The 20148-nt window shown below is 48.5% G+C and carries 15 protein-coding genes; all 15 read left to right on the forward strand.

Going from position 1 to position 20148, the window contains the following annotated elements; genetic code table 11:
- Nucleotides 1-11: 11 nt before the first annotated feature.
- The 15 genes from BLW29_RS15960 (at nt 12) to BLW29_RS16030 (ending at nt 20112) form a co-directional block, all read left to right on the forward strand.
- Nucleotides 12-779: a sugar phosphate isomerase/epimerase family protein gene (locus BLW29_RS15960; RefSeq protein WP_090981295.1), complete on the forward strand. Its 768-nt coding sequence runs from the start codon at nt 12-14 to the stop codon at nt 777-779.
- Between the two features lie 224 nt (nt 780-1003).
- Complete coding sequence (locus tag BLW29_RS15965) at nt 1004-2098, forward strand: WG repeat-containing protein (protein WP_090981299.1); 1095 nt, start codon at nt 1004-1006, stop codon at nt 2096-2098.
- A gap of 186 nt (nt 2099-2284) precedes the next feature.
- Nucleotides 2285-3856 carry a response regulator transcription factor gene (locus BLW29_RS15970; RefSeq protein WP_090981301.1) on the forward strand — a complete coding sequence of 524 codons (1572 nt, stop codon included), beginning with the start codon at nt 2285-2287 and terminating at the stop codon, nt 3854-3856.
- Nucleotides 3846-5627 (forward strand): cache domain-containing sensor histidine kinase, encoded by a 1782-nt coding sequence (locus BLW29_RS15975; RefSeq protein WP_090981304.1) that lies wholly within the window; start codon nt 3846-3848, stop codon nt 5625-5627. The genes BLW29_RS15970 and BLW29_RS15975 overlap by 11 nt, the downstream gene beginning before the upstream one ends.
- Nucleotides 5628-5871: 244 nt before the next feature.
- Nucleotides 5872-6762, forward strand: coding sequence for an ABC transporter permease (locus BLW29_RS15980; RefSeq protein WP_256208665.1), 891 nt, complete (start codon nt 5872-5874; stop codon nt 6760-6762).
- Nucleotides 6763-6798: 36 nt separating this feature from the next.
- Entirely contained in the window at nt 6799-7686 is an 888-nt protein-coding gene (locus BLW29_RS15985; protein ID WP_090981308.1) for a carbohydrate ABC transporter permease, read from the forward strand.
- A 68-nt stretch (nt 7687-7754) separates the two neighbouring features.
- Nucleotides 7755-9371 (forward strand): ABC transporter substrate-binding protein, encoded by a 1617-nt coding sequence (locus tag BLW29_RS15990; protein ID WP_090981310.1) that lies wholly within the window; start codon nt 7755-7757, stop codon nt 9369-9371.
- A gap of 99 nt (nt 9372-9470) precedes the next feature.
- On the forward strand, nt 9471-12182 hold the full coding sequence (locus BLW29_RS15995) for an alpha-mannosidase (protein ID WP_177186663.1): 2712 nt from the start codon (nt 9471-9473) through the stop codon (nt 12180-12182).
- A complete protein-coding gene (locus BLW29_RS16000) occupies nt 12179-14089 on the forward strand; it encodes an ADP-ribosylglycohydrolase family protein (protein WP_090981314.1) in 1911 nt (636 codons plus the stop codon). The genes BLW29_RS15995 and BLW29_RS16000 overlap by 4 nt, the downstream gene beginning before the upstream one ends.
- Nucleotides 14090-14267: 178 nt before the next feature.
- Nucleotides 14268-14711 (forward strand): protein-tyrosine phosphatase family protein, encoded by a 444-nt coding sequence (locus BLW29_RS16005; protein WP_090981316.1) that lies wholly within the window; start codon nt 14268-14270, stop codon nt 14709-14711.
- Between the two features lie 86 nt (nt 14712-14797).
- The gene (locus BLW29_RS16010; RefSeq protein WP_090981318.1) at nt 14798-15349 is read left to right on the forward strand and encodes an Hcp family type VI secretion system effector; all 552 of its coding nucleotides are present in this window, start codon (nt 14798-14800) and stop codon (nt 15347-15349) included.
- 313 nt (nt 15350-15662) lie between these two features.
- Complete coding sequence (locus tag BLW29_RS16015; RefSeq protein WP_090981320.1) at nt 15663-16241, forward strand: TMEM175 family protein; 579 nt, start codon at nt 15663-15665, stop codon at nt 16239-16241.
- Between the two features lie 186 nt (nt 16242-16427).
- Entirely contained in the window at nt 16428-17927 is a 1500-nt protein-coding gene (locus BLW29_RS16020) for a spore germination protein (RefSeq protein WP_090981322.1), read from the forward strand.
- Nucleotides 17924-19009, forward strand: a complete 1086-nt coding sequence (locus BLW29_RS16025) for a GerAB/ArcD/ProY family transporter (RefSeq protein ID WP_090981324.1) — start codon at nt 17924-17926, stop codon at nt 19007-19009. The genes BLW29_RS16020 and BLW29_RS16025 overlap by 4 nt, the downstream gene beginning before the upstream one ends.
- A complete protein-coding gene (locus tag BLW29_RS16030; RefSeq protein WP_090981326.1) occupies nt 19006-20112 on the forward strand; it encodes a Ger(x)C family spore germination protein in 1107 nt (368 codons plus the stop codon). The genes BLW29_RS16025 and BLW29_RS16030 overlap by 4 nt, the downstream gene beginning before the upstream one ends.
- Nucleotides 20113-20148: the final 36 nt, after the last annotated feature.

Genomic DNA, 20148 nt, shown 5'->3' on the forward strand with positions numbered 1-20148 from the left:
GGAAACGAACCATGACAAGACCGAAGCTTGGATTAATTGGAATCGTGCATGAAGAAGCACAGCAGGATTTCTGGGGTACGATGAAGCGGGTTGCTGACATTGGCTATAAGGGAATCGAGGGCGGCGGCGAGCTTCTCAAGGGAGATGTCGATGCGAATGTCGCACGTTTCCACGAATTGGGCCTGCAAGTAGCCACGCATAGCGTACCTAGCAAGGAACTGCTCAAGGACGAGAAGGAAGTCGATCGCTTAATTCGTGAAGCACACGCTTTGCAAACGAAGGATGTTACGTTCTGGTGGGACGTCGTTGATAATCGAGATCAGCTGCTGCGCGATGCTGAATTGTATGATGCGGCAGGCGCTCGTTTTGCGGCTGAAGGTCTGCGATTCTGCTATCACAACCATGCGCATGAGTTCGAGAGAACGTTTAACGGCGTATACTCCCTGGATATTCTGGCTGAGCATACGGATCCGAAGCATCTCTTCTTCCGGATGGATGTGGCTTGGATTACAATCGGCGGCGCAGATCCGGCACATATTCTTCGCAAGATGGCGGGCCGTGTACCGGCCATTCATTTGAAAGATGTGTACGGCACAGATGTGGTCGGCAAGTGGACGGCTGTCGGTACCGGCGTCGTCAACATTCAAGCGTCGATTGAAGCCGCCACCGAAATCGGTGTGGAATGGATGACGGTTGAGCAAGATCAGCTTCGTAACCTTACAGGTATCGAGACGGCGACAGTCAGCTACTTGAACTTGAAAGAAAAGGGTTTGCTCTAATAGTGATCTTCTATTAGTACGAATAACAGGCAGCCGAGATATGGATCTCGGCTGCCTGTTTCTTTTGTTCTTTCGGAGATAAATGGGCTCAGCAGTAAGACACACGAGCGCATTAGCTTGTGGCAATGAAAGGCATTCCAATCAACTGCACACTTTTCTCGATCTGATGCGTCTAGATATTGAGAGATCTAGATGTTATTGGGAAATGGGGAGGGCAATCACACATGCTGAAACGGGGCGCAGCCATTGCTGCAATGATGCTTACGATGACGGGATTTACCTCGCTGGGGCATGGACAGGCAGAGCCACTTGTCGCTAGTAAACCAACGGCAGCTGTACAGAAGTCAGACGCAGCCGAGGAACGACTGTATCGCGTTGAAGTAGACGGTAAATATGGTCTTATCAATAGCAAAGGAGAGCCGGTAGTCGCGCCGATCTATGATGGTGTATGGTACGACAACAAGCCAGGGAATCCGTATGTAATCACGAATCTTGCAGAGAAGAAACAGACGTACTACAGCCTGGCAGGAGTCAAGTTGTTTGAATGTCCATTAAATGCATGCGGTTTGATGTACGATGGACGAACGTTATTTTCAACCAAGATTCAAGGAGCTAATGGGAAGTCTGAGCTTCGGTATGGGTTTAAGGACAGCCAGGGACAGACCGCGATACAGCCGATCTATGTGAATGCGTACAATTTCTCCGAGGGATTGGCTCGCGTGAATCTCGGTAAAGCTTCGGGCTTCATCGACACGAAGGGTCAACTAGTCATTCCGTATCAATTCAGCTACACCTCGGACTTCGCAGAGGGAATGTCGGCCGTTAAGCTGGCTTCCAATGGCAAGTTCGGCTATATCAACACAGCAGGAAAGCTCGTGGTAACGCCGCGGTTTACCCATGCGACACCATTCTCTGATGGCGTTGCCGCCGTGTATGAGAATGGCAAATACGGCTATATCGATAAGACCGGAACGTATATACTGAAGCCGCAGTTCTCGATGGCGCAGCCGTTCTCGGAAGGGCTGGCGTTCGTCGAACGCAACGGGGTTACCTTCTATATCAACAAGAAGGGACAGAAGGTCATCCAGAATATTAGAGCGGGCGGAACCTTTTCCGGCGGCTTGGCACCGGCAAGCACGGGGCAGAAATACGGCTTTATCAACACGTCCGGCAAGTTTGTGATCAAGGAACAGTTGGAATGGGCGGCTTCATTCGCCGGGGAGTTGGCAGAGGTGTATATTAACGTTCCGAACTCGCGGGACTATATACCAGGCTATATGAACCGCAGTGGAACGATTGTATGGCCGCCGCAGCAATGAGTCGAAGCTGCCACGGAAGTCTACCTATAGACTTCCGTGGCAGCTTTTTATTTATAAAAACCCCAATGAAATCCACCTATTAACTGTATTTACCAACCTACCAATTATGCGGTTTTGCTATGCAACTATGAAAAATAAAGTTGTATAATAGAGTTGCTGAAAGCGGTTACGGGAAGGGGGAGCAGGGTGATTAACTTAATGATAGTCGATGATGAAGAGACGACACGTGATAGCTTGATGGAGCTGGTGCCCTGGTCCGATTGGGGAATTACAGAGGCGCATTCGGCGGAGAACGGCATTGCGGCGCTTGCGCTTGCAGAGAAGTTCAAGCCGTCGATCCTGCTGACCGATATACGCATGCCGAAGATGAATGGCATTGAGCTGGCACAGAGGGTCCGCAGCCTCTACCCGGAATGCGAGATTGTATTCCTTAGCGGCTTCTCGGACAAGGAGTACTTGAAATCGGCGATTCAACTGCATGCTGTCGATTATCTGGACAAGCCGGTCGACATGGAGCAATTGAAGACGCTGTTTACTGCGGTGGTGAAGAAGATTGTACATGCAGCAAATAAAACCGTAGATATCCAGTACCGGCGCGAAGAAATGGTCGTGGATGTGATCTGTAACAAAACGGATCTCTCCGTATGGATGGATCGTGTTGACTCCAGCACACTGCCATTAACGAATGCTGAACTTTACCGCGTCTATACGTTTCTGTTTAATTGGTCCTCTACCGCAGCAGAAGATGAGAAAACGCTGATGAAGCAGCGCATACTGCACCTGCTGAATCATACGCCTGCCGATAGCGATCTCAGCTATATCGCCGGATTCGTAGGCGATAGACGCTTGGCGATCATCGCGAATGATGACGACGAATCGCAGCCTGAGCGTGCAGAGACTTTCGCCCGGCATTTGCTGAACCGGCTCCAAGAGGCTGCCCAAGGCGCTTATACACTGACCGCAGGCTGCAGCAATCAAACGGCCCGAACCGATGAATTCTCCGTGCTGTACAAGGATGCGTCCGAAGCAGCGAAGCGTCAATTTTATTCGGGAACGAATCGTATTTATTTCTCGCATTCCGCTGCGCCTGCCGGTTATGAGCCGGACAAGTCCGCTTATACCCGCTTTAAGAAAATACTCAGAAGTGACCCGCCTGAATCTATTATCGCTTACGTGAATCAGATGACAGAAGCAATCGCCGCAGCAGGAGACCCTGATACGAATAAGATCAGAAACCTTTATTTCAATTATTTGCGGATTCTGTTTGAAGTGACCATGCAGTGGGATGCGGCCGATTCAGGCGATGAGCAAGAGGCGACCTATATGTGGCGGGAAGTCGATACGCGAATTACGCTTAACGAGCTTGCCGAATTTCTGCGCTCGAATATCGAAATGACGATGCAGAAGTCGGAGACCAAGGCAGGCGGCATCGAGAAGGTCGATGAGATCAAGAAGTATATCGCAAGCCACTATGACAGCAATCAGCTGTCGATTCAAACCATCGCCGAGCACACCTTTCTGAGCCAAACGTACTTATGCGCTCTTTTCAAGAAATCAACCGGCCGTACGATTAATGAATTCATCACGGAGCTGCGAATCGAGAAAGCCAAAGGACTGCTGCAGGACCGCAATAAGAAGCTGTACGATATTACGACCGAGATTGGGCTCACGGACACGAATTATTTCTCAACGCTGTTCAAGAAATACACAGGCTCCACACCATCCGAGTATAGGATGAAGCTGCTCTATGAGAGTTAACATCTACCGCGATTTGAAGATGCATTATAAGCTTTTTCTGCAATATTTACTGCTGCTTGCGATTCCGTTCACGTTGTTCATTATTGTGAATTACCGCATCTCGTCCAAGGATCTTGAAGCGCAAGCAAGGTATTCGTCCAGGCAAGTGTTCGAACAAAGCCGTTCCTTTATGGAGTTTAAGCTGTATGTGGCCAAGAACTTCTTAACCATCTTAGCCTCGAATGAGAAAATCCAAGATATTTTGCACCGGAATGCCAGCTATTACTTCAACAGCTACGGCTTATGGAGCTTCGATGTTGAAGGAATCCGCAAGCAATTTTATATCACGAAGCCAAGTGAAGACATTATCAAAACAAGCTTGTATACCTCTCAGGCTGTTGCGAGCACGAACGAAACCGATGATGTGATGAGCACCAAGCGGATCGCGGACAACGCCTGGTATGCGAATTTGAATAAGAGCAGCACCACCTTTGAAGTTTTCCCAAGCATGATCCGGCTGAATGATTTGCAGAAGGAGAAGACGCCGACGTTTACCATCGCAAGAAGCATCTTCGATAATGAAAGCTTCCAGAATGTCATTGGGGTGCTTAGTGTCGATATGCCGAAGAGCATCTTCGAATCCATCTTGGATCGAGTTGCGTTTACGAAGGAGTCTTCCGTATTCCTGATCAACCAAGCAGGCGAAATCTTGGTCCATTCCTCCCATGCGAATACAGATTTGCTGTCGTTTAAGTCGGGCATTCTGAGAGGAAACACGAATGATCAGTTCAAGGCGGGAGTCTGGGGCAAGCGGGTTTTTGACGATGCAGAATATTTGGTAGGGGCACAGCTGGTTGATGATTCGGATTGGTATCTGGTCAGCTTGACCCCATACAAGGAGATTCTGGGCTCCCAGAAGAAAGCGATGAAGCAGATGCTGTTCATTGCGTTCCTAATTGCTATGTTCCTGCTGCCGCTGGCCTTCCTTGCTGCTGCGTCGGGTACGCGCAGAATCCGCGGTTTGATCGCGCAGATGAAGAGCGTGAAGCAGGGGGATTTCGATCTCCACATCCAGCATGAGGGCAAGGATGAGATTGGTGAATTATCGCGGAACTTCAAGTCGATGATCGCCAAGGTTACGCAACTGCTCGATGAGAAATATGCGCTCGGGCAAGAAGTGAAGTCGATGGAGCTCAAAGCGCTGCAGGCGCAAATTAATCCGCATTTTCTCTATAACACGCTTGACCTGATTTACTGGAAGGCGATGCGCATTCAGGAGCAAGGGATCTATGATTTGGTCCAATCGCTGTCAAGATTCTATAAACTCAGCTTGAGCAAAGGGGAGGACATCGTCTCCTTACGCAATGAAGTGGAGCATATCGCCGCCTACATTGACATTCAGAACGCAAGGTTCAAGAATGGCATCACGCTGGTAATCGATATTTCGGAAGCGCTTTACGATCATCCGATGCCCAAAATCACGCTGCAGCCGCTCGTCGAAAATTCGATCATTCACGGCATTCTGGAGACGGAAAGCGAAACGGGAACGATTACGATCAGCGCAGCTACAAGCAACGGCAAGTTTGTCATTATGGTAAAAGACGACGGGGTAGGCATCTCTCAGGAGAACCTAGAGCGTATTTTCAATCGAGATCGAACGGATCCCTTCCATGGTTATGGCGCTAACAATATCAATAAGCGAATTAAACTGCTCTATGGGGAAGAGTATGGCCTTGTCTACAAACGCAACGAGGGATCGGGAGTTACAGTCATAATCGATTTGCCGTTGTAAATGTAAGGCCGCCCCGCCCAAAGCCTTACCGGCTTCAGGGAGCGCGGCTTTTATGTTGTAAACGGGCATTCGCTGTCTAAATGACTTTGCCATGTTGCGTAAGATTGCAAAGGGATCGTAATTTTCTCTCGTAGCACGGATTATGAAAACGCTTTATTATGAAAGCGTAACCAATAAACGACATGAGGTATGAGGTGGATGAATGCAAAGGGCTCTGAAGAAAAAGGGATTCCTATACGAGATTATGAAAAACCGTATTCTCTATCTAATGTTTCTGCCCGTCGGGCTCTACTTTCTCGTGCTGGCCTATCTTCCGATGCCGGGGATCGTCATCGCATTCAAGGAGTACTCTTACGACGGCGGTATCTTCGGAAGCAAATGGAATGGAATCGAAAACTTTAAATACTTCTTCGAATCGGGCAAGCTCTGGCTCGTTACGAAGAACACGGTGCTCTACAATCTCGTATTTCTGACGGTAAGCACGATTCTATCGGTTATCGTCGCCATCCTAATAGCGGAAATGGTGGGCAAATACTTCAAGAAGACGGCGCAGACGTTCATGTTTCTGCCGTACTTCATCTCTTGGGTTACCGTCTCGGCGTTCTTCTACAATATCTTTAATTATGATTACGGCGCGCTTAACTCATGGTTGAAGTCGCTTGGCGCAGAGCCGATCGACATCTACTCCAATCCGAATTTGTGGCTTTTCCTTCTGCCTTTATTCTATGTATGGAAGGGAATCGGCTTCTCCAGCGTGCTGTACCTGTCGGCCATTATGGGAATCGATAGTGAGAGCTACGAATCGGCTAAGATCGACGGCGCGAATTTGTTTCAACGCATCTGGTACATTACCATTCCGATGCTGAAGCCGACCATCATTACGCTGGTGCTGCTCGGACTGTCCAGAATCATGCGCGGCGAATTCGATATGTTCTACCAACTCATCGGCGACAACGGTCTCTTGGCAGATACGACGGATATTATCGATACATTCGTCTTCCGCTCCCTGATCTTCGCGAATGATTTCGGAATGGCTTCCGCCGGCGGCGTGTACCAATCCGTTCTGAGCTTCTTCATTATCTATGCGGTTAACTGGGGCGTTAAGAAATGGAACAGCGATTATGCGCTCTATTAATCACTCACTGTTCGAGCAGGAAGGCGGATCAAAGCTATGAAAATGGGAAAAGACGTCATCACCTTCAATATCATCGCATTCATCGTCGTAGGTTTCGTCGGCATCGCCACGATATTGCCGTTCATTATGCTTCTTGTGGGATCCTTCCAATCCGAGAGCTCGATCCTGCAGCATGGCTACTCGCTTCTTCCGCGGACCTTTGATCTTGGCGCTTATAAATTCATTTTTCTGGAGCCGGAGAAGATCTTTCACAGTTACCTGGTCACGATATTTCTGACGATAGCAGGTACCGCAATATCCATCTACTTCTCATCAATGTCCGCATATGTATTGGCCAGAAAAGATGTGAAATACCGCAATGGAATGGCCTTCTACCTCTTCTTTACGACCTTGTTCAGCGGAGGCTTGGTGCCTTACTACCTGCTGATGTCCAATTATCTGCAGCTGCGCAATACGATGATGATTCTGCTCTTGAATGGGATGTTCAATGTCATCTACATCCTGATCCTGAGAACTTATATCGCGAACAGCATTCCGGATTCCATCTCCGAATCGGCGAAGATCGACGGAGCGAACGACTTCTCCATCTTTATGAGAGTCGTGTTCCCGCTGCTTAAGCCGGCGCTTGCATCGATCGGGCTGTTCATCGCCCTCGGCTATTGGAACGATTGGTACACGGCAACGTTGTTCATCACCAAAGACAACTTGTTTCCGCTGCAGTACACGCTATACCGGATTCTGAGCTCCACGACCTTCGCGAAGCAAATGCTGCAGAATAACGGCGCTGCTTCAGCGATCGAACTCCCGCAGCAAACGGTGAAGCTCGCTCTGACAGTTGTCGCCACGGGGCCGATCGTATTCGCTTACCCGTTCGTACAGAAGTATTTCGTAGCCGGCCTCACGATTGGATCAGTCAAAGGCTAGTCATTTTGGTTAATTCCGCTCCAAGCGGTTTAACATAGTTCATTCAATAATTGGGAGGTTAAACAAAGATGAGCAAGAAATCCAAAGCACTGAGTCTGAGTTTATCGCTTACGCTCTGCCTGATGTTAATCTTGTCCGCTTGTTCCAAGAATGACAATGCGAGCAACAATGCAGCAAACAACAAGCCTGCCAATGAGACGAAGAACAACGCAGCGGCAAGCAACACGGACGACAGCGCAGGCACCAATAACACAGCAACCGACAACACAGAGAAGCCGCAATTGGATAAAGTGACGCTTAAATTCGTGCTTCTCGGCGAAGCGCCGAAGGACAACGAAGCGGTTATGGCTGAAGTGAACAAGAAGCTCGAAGCAGACATCAATGCTACGATTGAACTGACTTATATTCCATTCGCAGACATCAATACCAAATACCCGCTCGTACTGGCTTCTCCGCAAGACTGGGATGTCATCTACGGCAACATCAATTACGGCTCCAACGCTTCCAAAGGCGGTTATCACGAAATCACGATGGACGACGTAAGCAAGTTTATGCCGCTTACGGCATCGGCGACGTCGGAAGGCCAATGGACCGATGCCCGCGTAAACGGCAAAATCTTCATGATTCCGCAAACGTTCAAGGAATTGGACGTAGGTACGGGCTTCTACCGTGAAGATCTGCGCAAGAAATACAACGTCCCGGAAATCAAAACGTTCAAAGACTTGGGCGCTTACTTCCAAGCGCTGAAAGACAATGAGAAAGGCATGCTTCCGGTTGACGGTTCTGCTTCCGATATTCAAGGTATCTTCGGCGGCTTGATGAAGAACTATGTGCTTAAAGAAGCCAATTATATTACGGGTTTCTTCCCGGACGATCCGTCCTACACGATTACGGGCTTGCTCGACGACGCTTTCAAAGCGAAGTTTATCGAAGCTGCCAAAACGATGAAGGATTGGGCAGACAAAGGTTTGCTGCCTAAGAATGCTTTTGCTCAGAAAACAGCAGCGTCCGACCTTGCAAAAGAAGGCAAATCCGGCTACTGGGCGAACGCATTCGAGAATTATGCCCAATACAGCTCCGATATGATCGCTAAAGGCTGGGAGCTTGGCGCAGTCAACAACTTGACGGACAGCGGCGTTGTCATGACGCGTCCTGCTACGGGCAACGGTTTTGCATTCTCGCCGAAAACGAAGAATTACGAAAGAGCGCTCATGGCCATCGATTTGCTGCACCAAGACAAAGCATATAACATGCTGCTTGCGTTCGGTATCGAAGGCAAGAACTATACGCTTAATGGCGACGGCAAGCTGGTTGTCGCTCAAGCCGATCCGAATCCATATCCGATGTACGGCGCAGGCTGGTGGTCCAACAACCGCGACCAATGGCCGCCGCTTGAAAGCTATACGCAGCAATATATCGACACGAAGAAAGCGTTGCTCGAGAAAGCAGGGCCATACTTATTAAACGGTTTTAACGTCGACACGACCAACATCAAGACAGAGCTTGCGAACATCGTGAACATCGATAAGCAGTACTCTGCTCCGATCCAAATGGGACTTGTCAAAGACGTAGACGCCGCAGTAGCCGACCTGATTGAAAGATTCAAGAAAGCCGGTGCGGAGAAGGTAGTAGAAGAAGTGAAGAAACAAGCAGCGGCGTTCGTAGCGTCGAAGCAAGCACAATAATATAGCGGAAGAGGGCTGCTCCTCTAAACAATGTCAGCTGGAGTATGCTGTCGTTGCTTAGAAGGTGGCAGCCTTTTTTTTGAACAAATGGAGGTCCAAATGGAGAAAAAAAAGATGTTCCTTACACCAACCACGCACTGGGACCGAGAATGGGTCATGACGAAAGGCCAATTTCAGGTTCGCTTGGTCAACTTGATCGATCGGCTGCTGCACATCTTGGATGAACATCCGACGTATCGGTTTCTGCTCGATGGGCAAGCAATTGTGCTGGAAGATTACTTAGCGATTAAGCCGGAACAGAGGGAACGGATCGCTGCGCTGATGGAATCCGGCAGGCTGGTTACCGGTCCTTGGTATGTGCTTGCGGATCAGTTTCTGGAGAATGGAGAGTCTGCCATTCGGAATTTGCTGATCGGCATGGACTTGATTCGGCAAATGCGCGGCAGGCCGATGATGCTCGGCTATGTGCCGGATTCCTTCGGAAGCATTGCAAGCCTGCCGATGATTCTGAATGGCTTTGGGATTCAATATGCCACGTTTGGGCGCGGACGTCCCCGCTGGGATGATAAATTGGCCGAGTATGAATTCTGGTGGGAGGGTCCGGCGGGTTCGAAGGTTTTGGCGGCCAACCATGGGTATAGTCACGGGATTTTTCTGAGCTATCCGGATATTTGGTCCGATATTAGCCAGCCTTCTTCACTTGATCCAGATGCGGAGATGACGTTGGGCAGCTTCCTTGAGGAGGCGCAGAAGCAGCTCGATAAGGCGGCTACACCGAATCTGTACATGTCCGTTGGCATTGACCACATGGAGCCTCGGCCATCCCTGCCGGGGATTGTCGATTATATCAATCAGCATCAAGAGGAATATGAGCTCAAGTACGCGATGCCGGAAGATTATCTGGCTGCGGTTGCAGCAGCGGCAGATGGATTGTCCACGTATGCCGGAGAGATGAGAGGCTCAGATGGCCTTCCGATGGATTTGGTAGGCACGTTATCTTCTTATATGAGTTTGAAGCAGCAGAACGATGCCAGCGAAATTCTATTGCAGCGATTAATAGAGCCATTGTGGGTGATGGCTTCGAGCGCAAGCGGTGCAAACTATCCCAAGGGGCTCATTCAGAACCTATGGAAGGTGCTGCTTGCAAACCACCCGCATGATTCCATCTGCGGCTGCAGCCTGGACCAAGTTCATAAAGATATGCGGAATCGATTCGAGGAAATAGAGAACACCGGAGCCTATCTAATCAAGGATGGACTTCACCAACTGATAGGAGCTATTGATACCGCCTCTTCGGATCATAACGCGATCGCAGTCGTGGTGGTGAACCCGCTCGGCCGCATGCATGCCGGCCCCGTGAAGCGTTATGTACGGGTTCCGAAGCGTTTCAAGCATGATGCGTATCTGCTGGTCGATGAGAAGGGGCAAACCATTCCGGCGAGAATCCGCCATATCGTCGATAAGAATAAAGATTTGGAAAGCGAATATATGACTGCCGATATGCTGGCTGTGTTAATTTCGAAGACCAGCGAGGATACGCGCGCGGATAATCAGGTGTTCACGGTATTGGAGATTGTTTTTATAGCTGAGGAAGTTCCCGCAACCGGATATCGAACTTATTGGGTGAAGCCAGCCGGCATGGAGAACGAAGCTGAGTCGCCGTCGGCGTCACTCCGATTGTGTGAAGACGGAATGGAGAACGAAGCTATTCGGGTTCTTTTCCACGATGATGGAACATTTGACCTTCTCTATAAGCGCACAGGCCGCAAATATCATAATCTCAATTACTTCGTGGATCGGGAAGAAACGGGCGACTTATATGATCATCATGAATTTGCGTTCTATGATGAGCGCGATTCCAGGACGATCGGAGCGAAGTGGCAGCTTCATGAACAGGCTCCGGATCGCATTGTATATAGATCCGAGATGAACTGGGCGCTGCCTGAAGCGAACGTGAATGGTAAACGATCCTCTGTGCAGGCGGAAGTTTCTATGACGATGTATGCAACTTTGTATGCGGGCATCGAGAGGCTCGACTTTGCGTTGGATATGAATAATAGCTGCAAGGATCATATGCTGAGAGTCGCTTTCGAGACCGGTCTGCACACGCAGTCGGTTGCGGCATACGATCATTTTCATGTTGTGGATCGGAGTGTCAGAGCTGCCGGAGGAGAGTGGCGAGATGAGCCGTTTCAGGAGTTTATTGATGTATCGGATGGACGAGAAGGGCTCTGCCTATCGACAAAAGGACTTCCGGCATATGAAGCAGTAAATGGCGGTGACAGAGGAACAACGGTGCAGCTTACTTTAGTTCGGTCGGCAGGCAGCGTCGGCCAAGCGGCAGGCGCCAATTATCCGGCTCCGGGCGGTCAGTGCCAAGGTCCGCATCGGTTCGAATATGCGTTAATTCCCCATGAAGGGGATTGGCGGCAAGGAGAATGTTTGGGAAAAGCTTCAGATTATCGCACGCCTCTATTGGTGGAAGCCACGCTGCAGCATGATGGGAATTGGCCGTCTTGTGGCTCACTATTCTCCTTTCAATCTACGGGGGGAAAGGACTTGTTTATGAGCTGTCTCAAGCAAGCCGAGGATCGGAGCGGGTGGATTGCCCGCCTGTGGAATCCTTTACAATCGGGGCGTGTTCATGTTCAAAGCTCGCTCGTTGATGTGGATGTTTGCACGGCTTTACTGGATGAGAGTCTGAAGGAACAGGTGGAGGATGCAGCAGGAGAAGCCATTCCGATGATAGCAGGAGAGCTTGTCACGATTAAGCTTCAAGAGCGAATTCAAGGACAAGAGGGAGAGCGATGATGGCCAATTACCAATTAACCTATGAGAACTATCTCGATAAAGTGTACGGGGCATGGCTCGGCAAAAGCATAGCCGGTACGATCGGTGCGCCTTTCGAAGGCAGGAAGGAATTGTTCGATTACGAATATGACCCTCGGGCAATCGCCGAAATGCTTCCCAATGACGACTTGGATCTACAGGTGTTATGGCTGCATGTACTTGAGCAGAAAGGCGTTTATTTCACCTCGATGGACTTGGCCGAGGCCTTCTACGAGCGATATCCTTTCGTGCCCGGAGAATATGCCTGGTTCAAGAAAAACTATAATCGCGGCATTTATCCGCCTGTATCGGGTGCTTTCAATAATCGCTATTATATCAACGGAATGGGCTGTCCCATTCGTTCCGAAATATGGGCTTGTGTCGCTCCGGGCAATCCCGAGCTCGCAGCCGAGTTTGCCGGGCGTGATGGCATGCTGGACCATGAAGGTGATTCCATCTATGCGGAGCAGTATTTGGCTGCAGTTGAAGCGATGGCCTTCGTCGAAGATGATCTCATGAAATTGCTTCGAGATGGCATGGTTTATTTGCCGGTGGGTTCTAGAATACGCAGACTAGTGGAAGATACGATGGCATGGTGCTCACAGGACCTGACCTGGCAGCAGGTTCGTTCTCGAATCATTCGCGATTACGGTCACCCGGACTGTACGAACCTCTATCAGAATATCGGATTTACGTTTGTATGTTTGTTTTACGGCAAAGGGGATTTTCTTGAAACGACGATGATCGCGCTCAATTGCGGCTTCGATACCGACTGCAGCTGCGCAACGGCGGGGGCTCTATTAGGCATTATATATGGAGCGCGTTATTTAATTGAGAAGCATGCCTTCTACGATACGAGCTACAAGCTTGACGTGAAAGTGACTCGCCGCTCTAACCAGCTGGCTGATTTGGCTGAGGATACTTGCGTTGCGGGCTTGACCATCCTGGGGGAGCTTAATGATCGGATAGAGGTAAGCGATATACCGGTTGGACTAGGCTCCATTCCAGCGAACCAGCCGCAGCCTTCCATAGTGATCTCCGTGGATTATCAGGGGATTCCAGTCGTTGGATGGCGTGAAAGCAAAACGATCGCCATTGGTCTGTCAAACGAGACGGAGTTTGTCGCTGTGGATCAATTGAAAGTCGACTTGCCTGACGGCTGGCTGAGTGATTGGACTTCGCAGCATATCGTTCTACAGCCGGGGGAGACCAAATCCGTATCGCTCACGGTAAGCGTACCGGAGCAGATCACCTATCTATCCGAGAAAAACCTATTGACGGCTGCATTTGGCGAGTCTATCTTTGTCTTCGGACTGAACGGCGCACAGGTCTGGAAGGTGTACGGACCGTTCTGGGAAAATCATATCGACCTTCCACGCACGGAGCTCGGCGAGTGGTATTACGGCGCTTTCCAAGGCACAAGGGACGAAGTCGCCGATTTGACGCGGCAATTCCATCTCAATACGAAGGCGGACGCAACCAAAGATTATAGGAGTCTTGTCGATCCGCAGGATTACCGGATCGTGAATGTGACCGAAGATTTATTCTCGGTTTCTGATCTGATCGGCTTCCAGGGGCCTTGCGTCGTATACGCGGAGCGGGAGATCGAGCTTCCGGAGGAGCGAGAGGTCAATATCATATTCGGACATACGGAGGCCTATCGGTTGTGGATTAACGATCAATTAATCAGCGAGGCCGATCACCATGATTGGTGGACAGCCGAGAACCGGCATCACTCTGAGGTTAAGCTGCGTCAGGGGAGAAATAAGATTAGGCTTCAGGCGATACGGCGCGGACGTCACGCGGATTACAGCCTAATCTTCACCGAGCTGGGCCAGTCGTTCCCTCATCATATTACGGATCTTGGTTCGTGGATCGAGCTCAAGTAACGGTTGTGTGCAGAGAGTAAAGGTGGCAACAAGAATGAAATCCTTGTTGCCACCTTTATTTATTCACTGGCCACTTCCTGAGGATTCTTCTCTACCGAATGGTGCGTTATTGTCTATGTTCATTTATGCTATTATTGGAGCATCTGCAAATGGGGGATTATCGAAGGAGGCAACTACCATGTCACAGAAACAGAATAACTATCAAGCGTTAATCGAAGATCGGATCTTCATGGGAGCGGCAGCGGATGTAGAGGATATGATCAAGAACGAAGAGGTTGATGTCGTAATCGATTTGCGTGCCGAGGCAACAGGCTGTGCTTATGAAGGTGCAGACGTGGAGTGGATTCAAATCCCGCTTGGCGACAATACGGCGGAAGACCACCTCCTATTTAAGCAAGCGATTGATGAAGTTGTTGGTGCGTATAAGAGCGGTAAGAAAGTTGCATTTCATTGTGCAGGCGGCGGTGGCCGCACAGGCGTCGTGGCAGTGGGAACGCTGATCGAGCTTGCGCAAGCAGCCGGAATTGAGGAAGCAGAAGCGAAGGCAATCGACATTCGCGCCAAAATCAACATTAAACCGCCGCAGCGTGAAGCACTCGAGAAGTTATACAACAAGAAATAATGTGACTGCCCACCGACTCGGTACCTATTGTCATAACTCTTCCGTTGATACATAATGTATCTATATTGAAGGAGGAGTGATCATTCTTGAAGAAGCTGCTATCGTCCGTCTTGATTGCTTGTTTATGGTTAGCTACGTTCAGCATTGTTCCGGCAAGTGCGGCAGCACCAAGTAACCTTAACATTGTGCTGCAGCTGGATGGGATTACTGGCGATTCTACGATTAAAGGCTACGAGAAATGGAGTATCGTTACGGGAGCTTCATTTTCCTTATCCAGTCTGGGCTCTGGTACTGTCGGTGCCGGAAGTGGAAGCTCGAAAGTAAGCCTCTCAGAACTCACCATTACCAAAGCCACCGATGCAGCCTCGATTCCGATCATGATGACTGCCATGAAAGGCGTACATATTCCGAAGGGCAAGCTTGTATTTACGCGTCAGGATGGGACGGGAAGTCAATTCCCTTACCTAGTGCTTGAGCTTGAAGATGTGGCGATAACCGGCTATACCTTTAATGATACCGACGAAACGGTGAAGCTTAATTATAAGAAGATCAAGTGGACCTTCTGGTCTACGGATGCGAGGGGCGTTCGTACGCCAATCACAGGCGGCTGGGATGTTAAGACTAATAAAGCGGCATAAAGATTCATGAGAAGGCAACCGCGAAAGTATGAAGGCAGCCGAGGCGGCTGCCTTTTTTGTCGTGCATTCGGAGCTCTTGGCCGGATCGCATCATGCAAGCGACATAGTCGTATTTACCCCAAACCCCGTTCATTTCTGCCTATTTCGGCTAAATAAGACCTCTGTGGTTCGTTTAGAATTTCGGAGATGCCCATATCTCCACAATAAGCCCTCCACGGTTCGTTAGAATTGTGAGGGGGTGAAGTGAAGAAGGGTTTCCGCCGCAGATGTCGAAACAACAAAGCAACGTCAATACATGGAGAGAGTGAGTACGTTGAAAGCAAATCGAATGGAAGCGTTCAGCGATGGCGTGTTCGCCATCATCATTACAATTATGGTGCTGGAGCTCAAAGTACCGGAAGGCCATGAGTGGCACTCGCTGATCGGGCTGGCGCCGAAGCTGCTCAGTTACCTGTTAAGCTTCATCTATGTCGGGATCTATTGGAATAATCATCATCATCTTCTTCATGCCGTTCACACGCTAACGGGCAAGCTAATGTGGCTCAATATGCTGCTGCTGTTCTGGTTATCACTTGTGCCTTTCTCTACGGCATGGATAGGAGAGAGTCACTTTGCCCCCACGCCAACAGCGTTGTATGGCATCGTGCTGCTGCTTGCTTCTATAGCATATTGGTTATTGCAGCGCGCGATTCTGGGCCAGCACCCATCTGATTCTGCTATTAGAGCGGCGATAGGGAGAGATTTCAAAGGCAAGATTTCGCCTGTGATTTATATATTAGCAATCGTGACCGCCTATCTTAACGCCTGGGTTTCGTGCTTCTTCTTTGCACTGGTCGCTATCATTTGGTTTGTGCCCGACAAGCGTATCGAACATGTCTTACAGAGGAAGTAAACCTAGCGAGCGAGCGCGCTGGCTGGTTATGGAATTGAGGCAATTAATCGAAAAGGGTCATCATCAAACAGTTAGATCAATCCAATGATCTAGCTGTTTTTTCATGGATACCCATACTATTTTCATAAATAATAGCGTGCTTGAGAACAATAAGGAAAGAATTAACTATCGGCAGGTGGTGATGGCATGTTTCGCACCAAGAAGGGAAAAACAAATTCTGGTCCTAAAGTAACGATTGAAATGGAAGCCGGGGATCTCGATAAGAAGATTGTTCAGATTCAGAACTATTTCGCACAAACAGAAGATCTGATGATGCAGAAGCTCGCATGCTCGGATCAAAACTGCGCATTGATCTATCTGGAGTCACTGGTACAATCGGCTTCCATTCAAACGCTTGTCATTGATGCATTGCTGGAATCCAGCCCCGATGATATCGAGCAGAAGTTAACTGCAGTCGAAGTCAAAAAGTCATCCGATCTAATCCAAATCGGAAAATATATGCTTGAAGGACATTGCGTCATTGTAACGGAAAGTGACTCGACCGCGATCGTGATACCCGTAGCAAAGTCGCAAGACCGAGCCATACAGGAACCGAAAGGCGAGCAGATCATCAAGGGAGCACATGATGGATTTATCGAAAGCTTGAGTACCAATCTATATTTGCTTCGCACTCGCATGACGAATCCAAAATTAAAAGTGAAGTACCTTACGCTGGGTCGTGTGACAAATACAAAAGTCGCGATGATTTACATGGCTGGCTTTGCGGATCCCAAAGTCGTTGCAGAATGCGAGAAACGACTTTCCTCAATCGATCTGGAATATCTGTATTCCACAGAAAACATTGATGAGATGCTCGAAGAACATCCGCTCTCACCATTTCCTCAAGCGATTCAGACCGAGAGGCCCGATAGGACGGTAGCTTACTTAATGGAAGGCAAAATCTCAATTTTCGTCGATGGTAATCCAGTCGCTTTGATACTGCCTATTACGTTCTTTTCCTTTTTTCAGACACCGGATGATTACAACAGACGCTGGATTATCGGGTCTTTTTACCGTTTGCTTCGTTTAGTTAGTTTTCTATTAGCCATTTGCTTACCGGCCATCTATATCGCTACCGTATCGTACCATTCTGAAGTGCTGCCGATCGGAATTCTTTATTCGGTAAAGGTGGCGTTAACTTACGTTCCTTTACCGCCTATACTAGAAGCGCTTGTTATGCAAATCATCCTGGAGCTGCTGAAGGAGGCCGCGATTAGGCTGCCTTCACCCATCTCTCAGACGATCGGTATTGTCGGGGGCTTAGTCATTGGTACCGCTGTGGTGGAAGCTCAATTGGTTTCGAACACGATGATCGTCGTCATCGGGCTCACGGCGATTGCGTCTTTCGGAAACCCAGTCAACGAATTTGGAACCAGCCTTCGGGTATTGGGATTTCCCATGATGATAGCTGCATCCTTGTTCGGTTTTTTCGGTATTTCCATTATGCTGATGCTGATCTTCATCCATCTCTGCAAAATCGAAACATTGGGAATACCCTATTTTGCGCCGTTCGGCCCGTTTCAAGGAAAAGAGAATTTTAAAGATGTGTTGCTTAGACTGCCTCTGTGGATGGTCAATAAAAGCTCGCGAAAAGCGGAATTCGGCCTCATTAAGCAGACGATATTCGGGAGGTGGAAGCGTCCATGAAAATGACGATAAGCAGAACCCAGTTGTTTTTTTTGATTATCAAGACGCAGATTGGAATAGGCTTATTATCCTTGCCCTCTGAAATTCAGAGCATTGCGAATGGAGATTCTTGGATTTCGGTTCTTTTGGCCGGGGCACTTATCCAGATTTTGCTATTCGTCTATTGGCGGCTGCTCAAGAAATTTCCGAATGAAACCTTGAGCGAAATTACAAATCGCCTGCTTGGGCGATATTTGGGAAAAACGATCAATCTCGTCTATTTTGGTTTCTTCGTATTCATCGCGGCGTATGCATGTTCACTCTACGTACAGTTGATCAATACATGGATGCTCCCCTTGACCCCCGGATGGGTGCTGCTTCTGCTGATCGTCGGGACGAGCGTTTATTTGGCTCATGATAATTTGCGCGTCATCGCTAGGTTTTTTGTCTTAGCTTCCATGCTGTTCATTGTGTTGCTTCTACTCAGCATTTTAAACTTTAAGAATGATATGCATATTACGAACATATTGCCTTTAGGCCATTCAGGTATGCTGCGAATTTTCAAGGGAAGCGACAAAACGTTCTTCTCCATGCTTGGGTTTGAGGTGACACTATTTTTCTTCTCCCATGTACAAGATAATAAGAAAGGCATGTTTACCTTAATTTCATTAGCCAATTGCTTTGTTACATTGTTTTATACCTACTTTGTTTTCATCTGCCTGATCGGATTTTCTCCAAAGGCGTTAGAGCCGGTGAATGAACCGGTTTTGTTTTTATTTAAAGGCTTGACCTTTCAACTGTTTGATCGTTTAGACCTGATTTTCCTGACGATCTGGAGTATTCCGATGACTGCAACCATCGTTTCTTATTTATCTGTCGCCGGAAAGAGCCTTACGACCAAGCAAGGCGCCTATAGAAAGCTAGTATGGTTCAGCGGGGGAATTGTCTTCGTTGCAGCGTGGTATTTAACGACAATTGAGAATGTGGATTCTTTCAGTAAATGGCTGGAGTATGGCTATCTGATCATGATTGCAGCGGTGCCGGTATTGCTCTGGCTCGCATCCCTTCTTGTTAAAACCAATGAAAAGGTCGAGTCAGTATGAGAAGAAAGTGGTTTATTACGGTATGGATCTTGTTATGCATAATGGTGCTAGCAGGCTGCTGGGACAGCCAATATTTATTGACAAAGAAAATGGTAAACGGAATTAGCTTGGACAAGGACAAGGATAACCAAATACTTGTGACCGTTCGAACAGTCCAGCTCGACAGCAAAGGCGGCGGCCAATTTGATGTAAAGGACCAAGAGATGCGAGCAAGCGGGGCATCAACAGCCAGTACAGGCATGAAAATAGATAGTATGCTTCCCGGCACCGTCGAAGCCAGTAAGACGCATGTTGTCATCATTGGGGAAGAACTAGCCAAACAAGGGATCAAAGTTCCCTTGGAGTACTTTTATCGGAATCCGAAAGGCTATCTGAATTCGAATATTCTAATGAGCAAGGGGCAAGCTGCCGAAGTATTATCTTTCAAAAAAATTGATAACAGTCCCATCGCATTCGGCATTAAACAATTGATAAATGGGGCTGAGCGCACGACGGTCATTCCAAATCAAACGATGTATTCGATCTGGAGTCAAATGTTTGACCTGGGCGAAGATATGGTGCTGCCTCTCATTCAAAAATTAGGGAATAAAGCCTTGGTCATTGACAGTGTCGGTCTATTCGATGAGGATAAATTTACCGGACAAACCTTAAAAAATGAGGATAGTACACTGTTATTGCTCATGATCGGCAAGCTTAATAAATTTGCAAACATGGACATACCGGTTGAGCGGAGTATGCTTACCTTTCAAGCGCGCAAAATGAAGAGATCCATCCACTTGTCAGTCAAGCCATCCACGTCCGAAATCGAATGCTTTGTGAAGGTAGACTTATATGGTGTCCTTGGCAGTTTTCCGAACCAGCTGGGCCAGGAAGTCGATCGTGAACAGGTGAAGCAGGAAATTAACGCAAACCTAAGCAAACGAGCCTTAGGCGTAACAAGGAAGTTGCAGCAGGCAAATTGCGATGCGCTTGGCATTGGAAGAAGGCTCAAAGCCCATCATGTCAAGCTATGGAAAACCATCGATTGGAATAAAACTTACAAGGAAGTGAAGATAAAAACGGAAGTGAAAGTTCATATTGCAAATACGGGCATCATTAAATGATCGGTGAGAAGGATGATCTCTCCACTTGGAGAGGTC

The organism is Paenibacillus sp. CF384, from assembly GCF_900106745.1.
Taxonomy (GTDB): Bacteria; Bacillota; Bacilli; order Paenibacillales; family Paenibacillaceae; genus Paenibacillus_Z.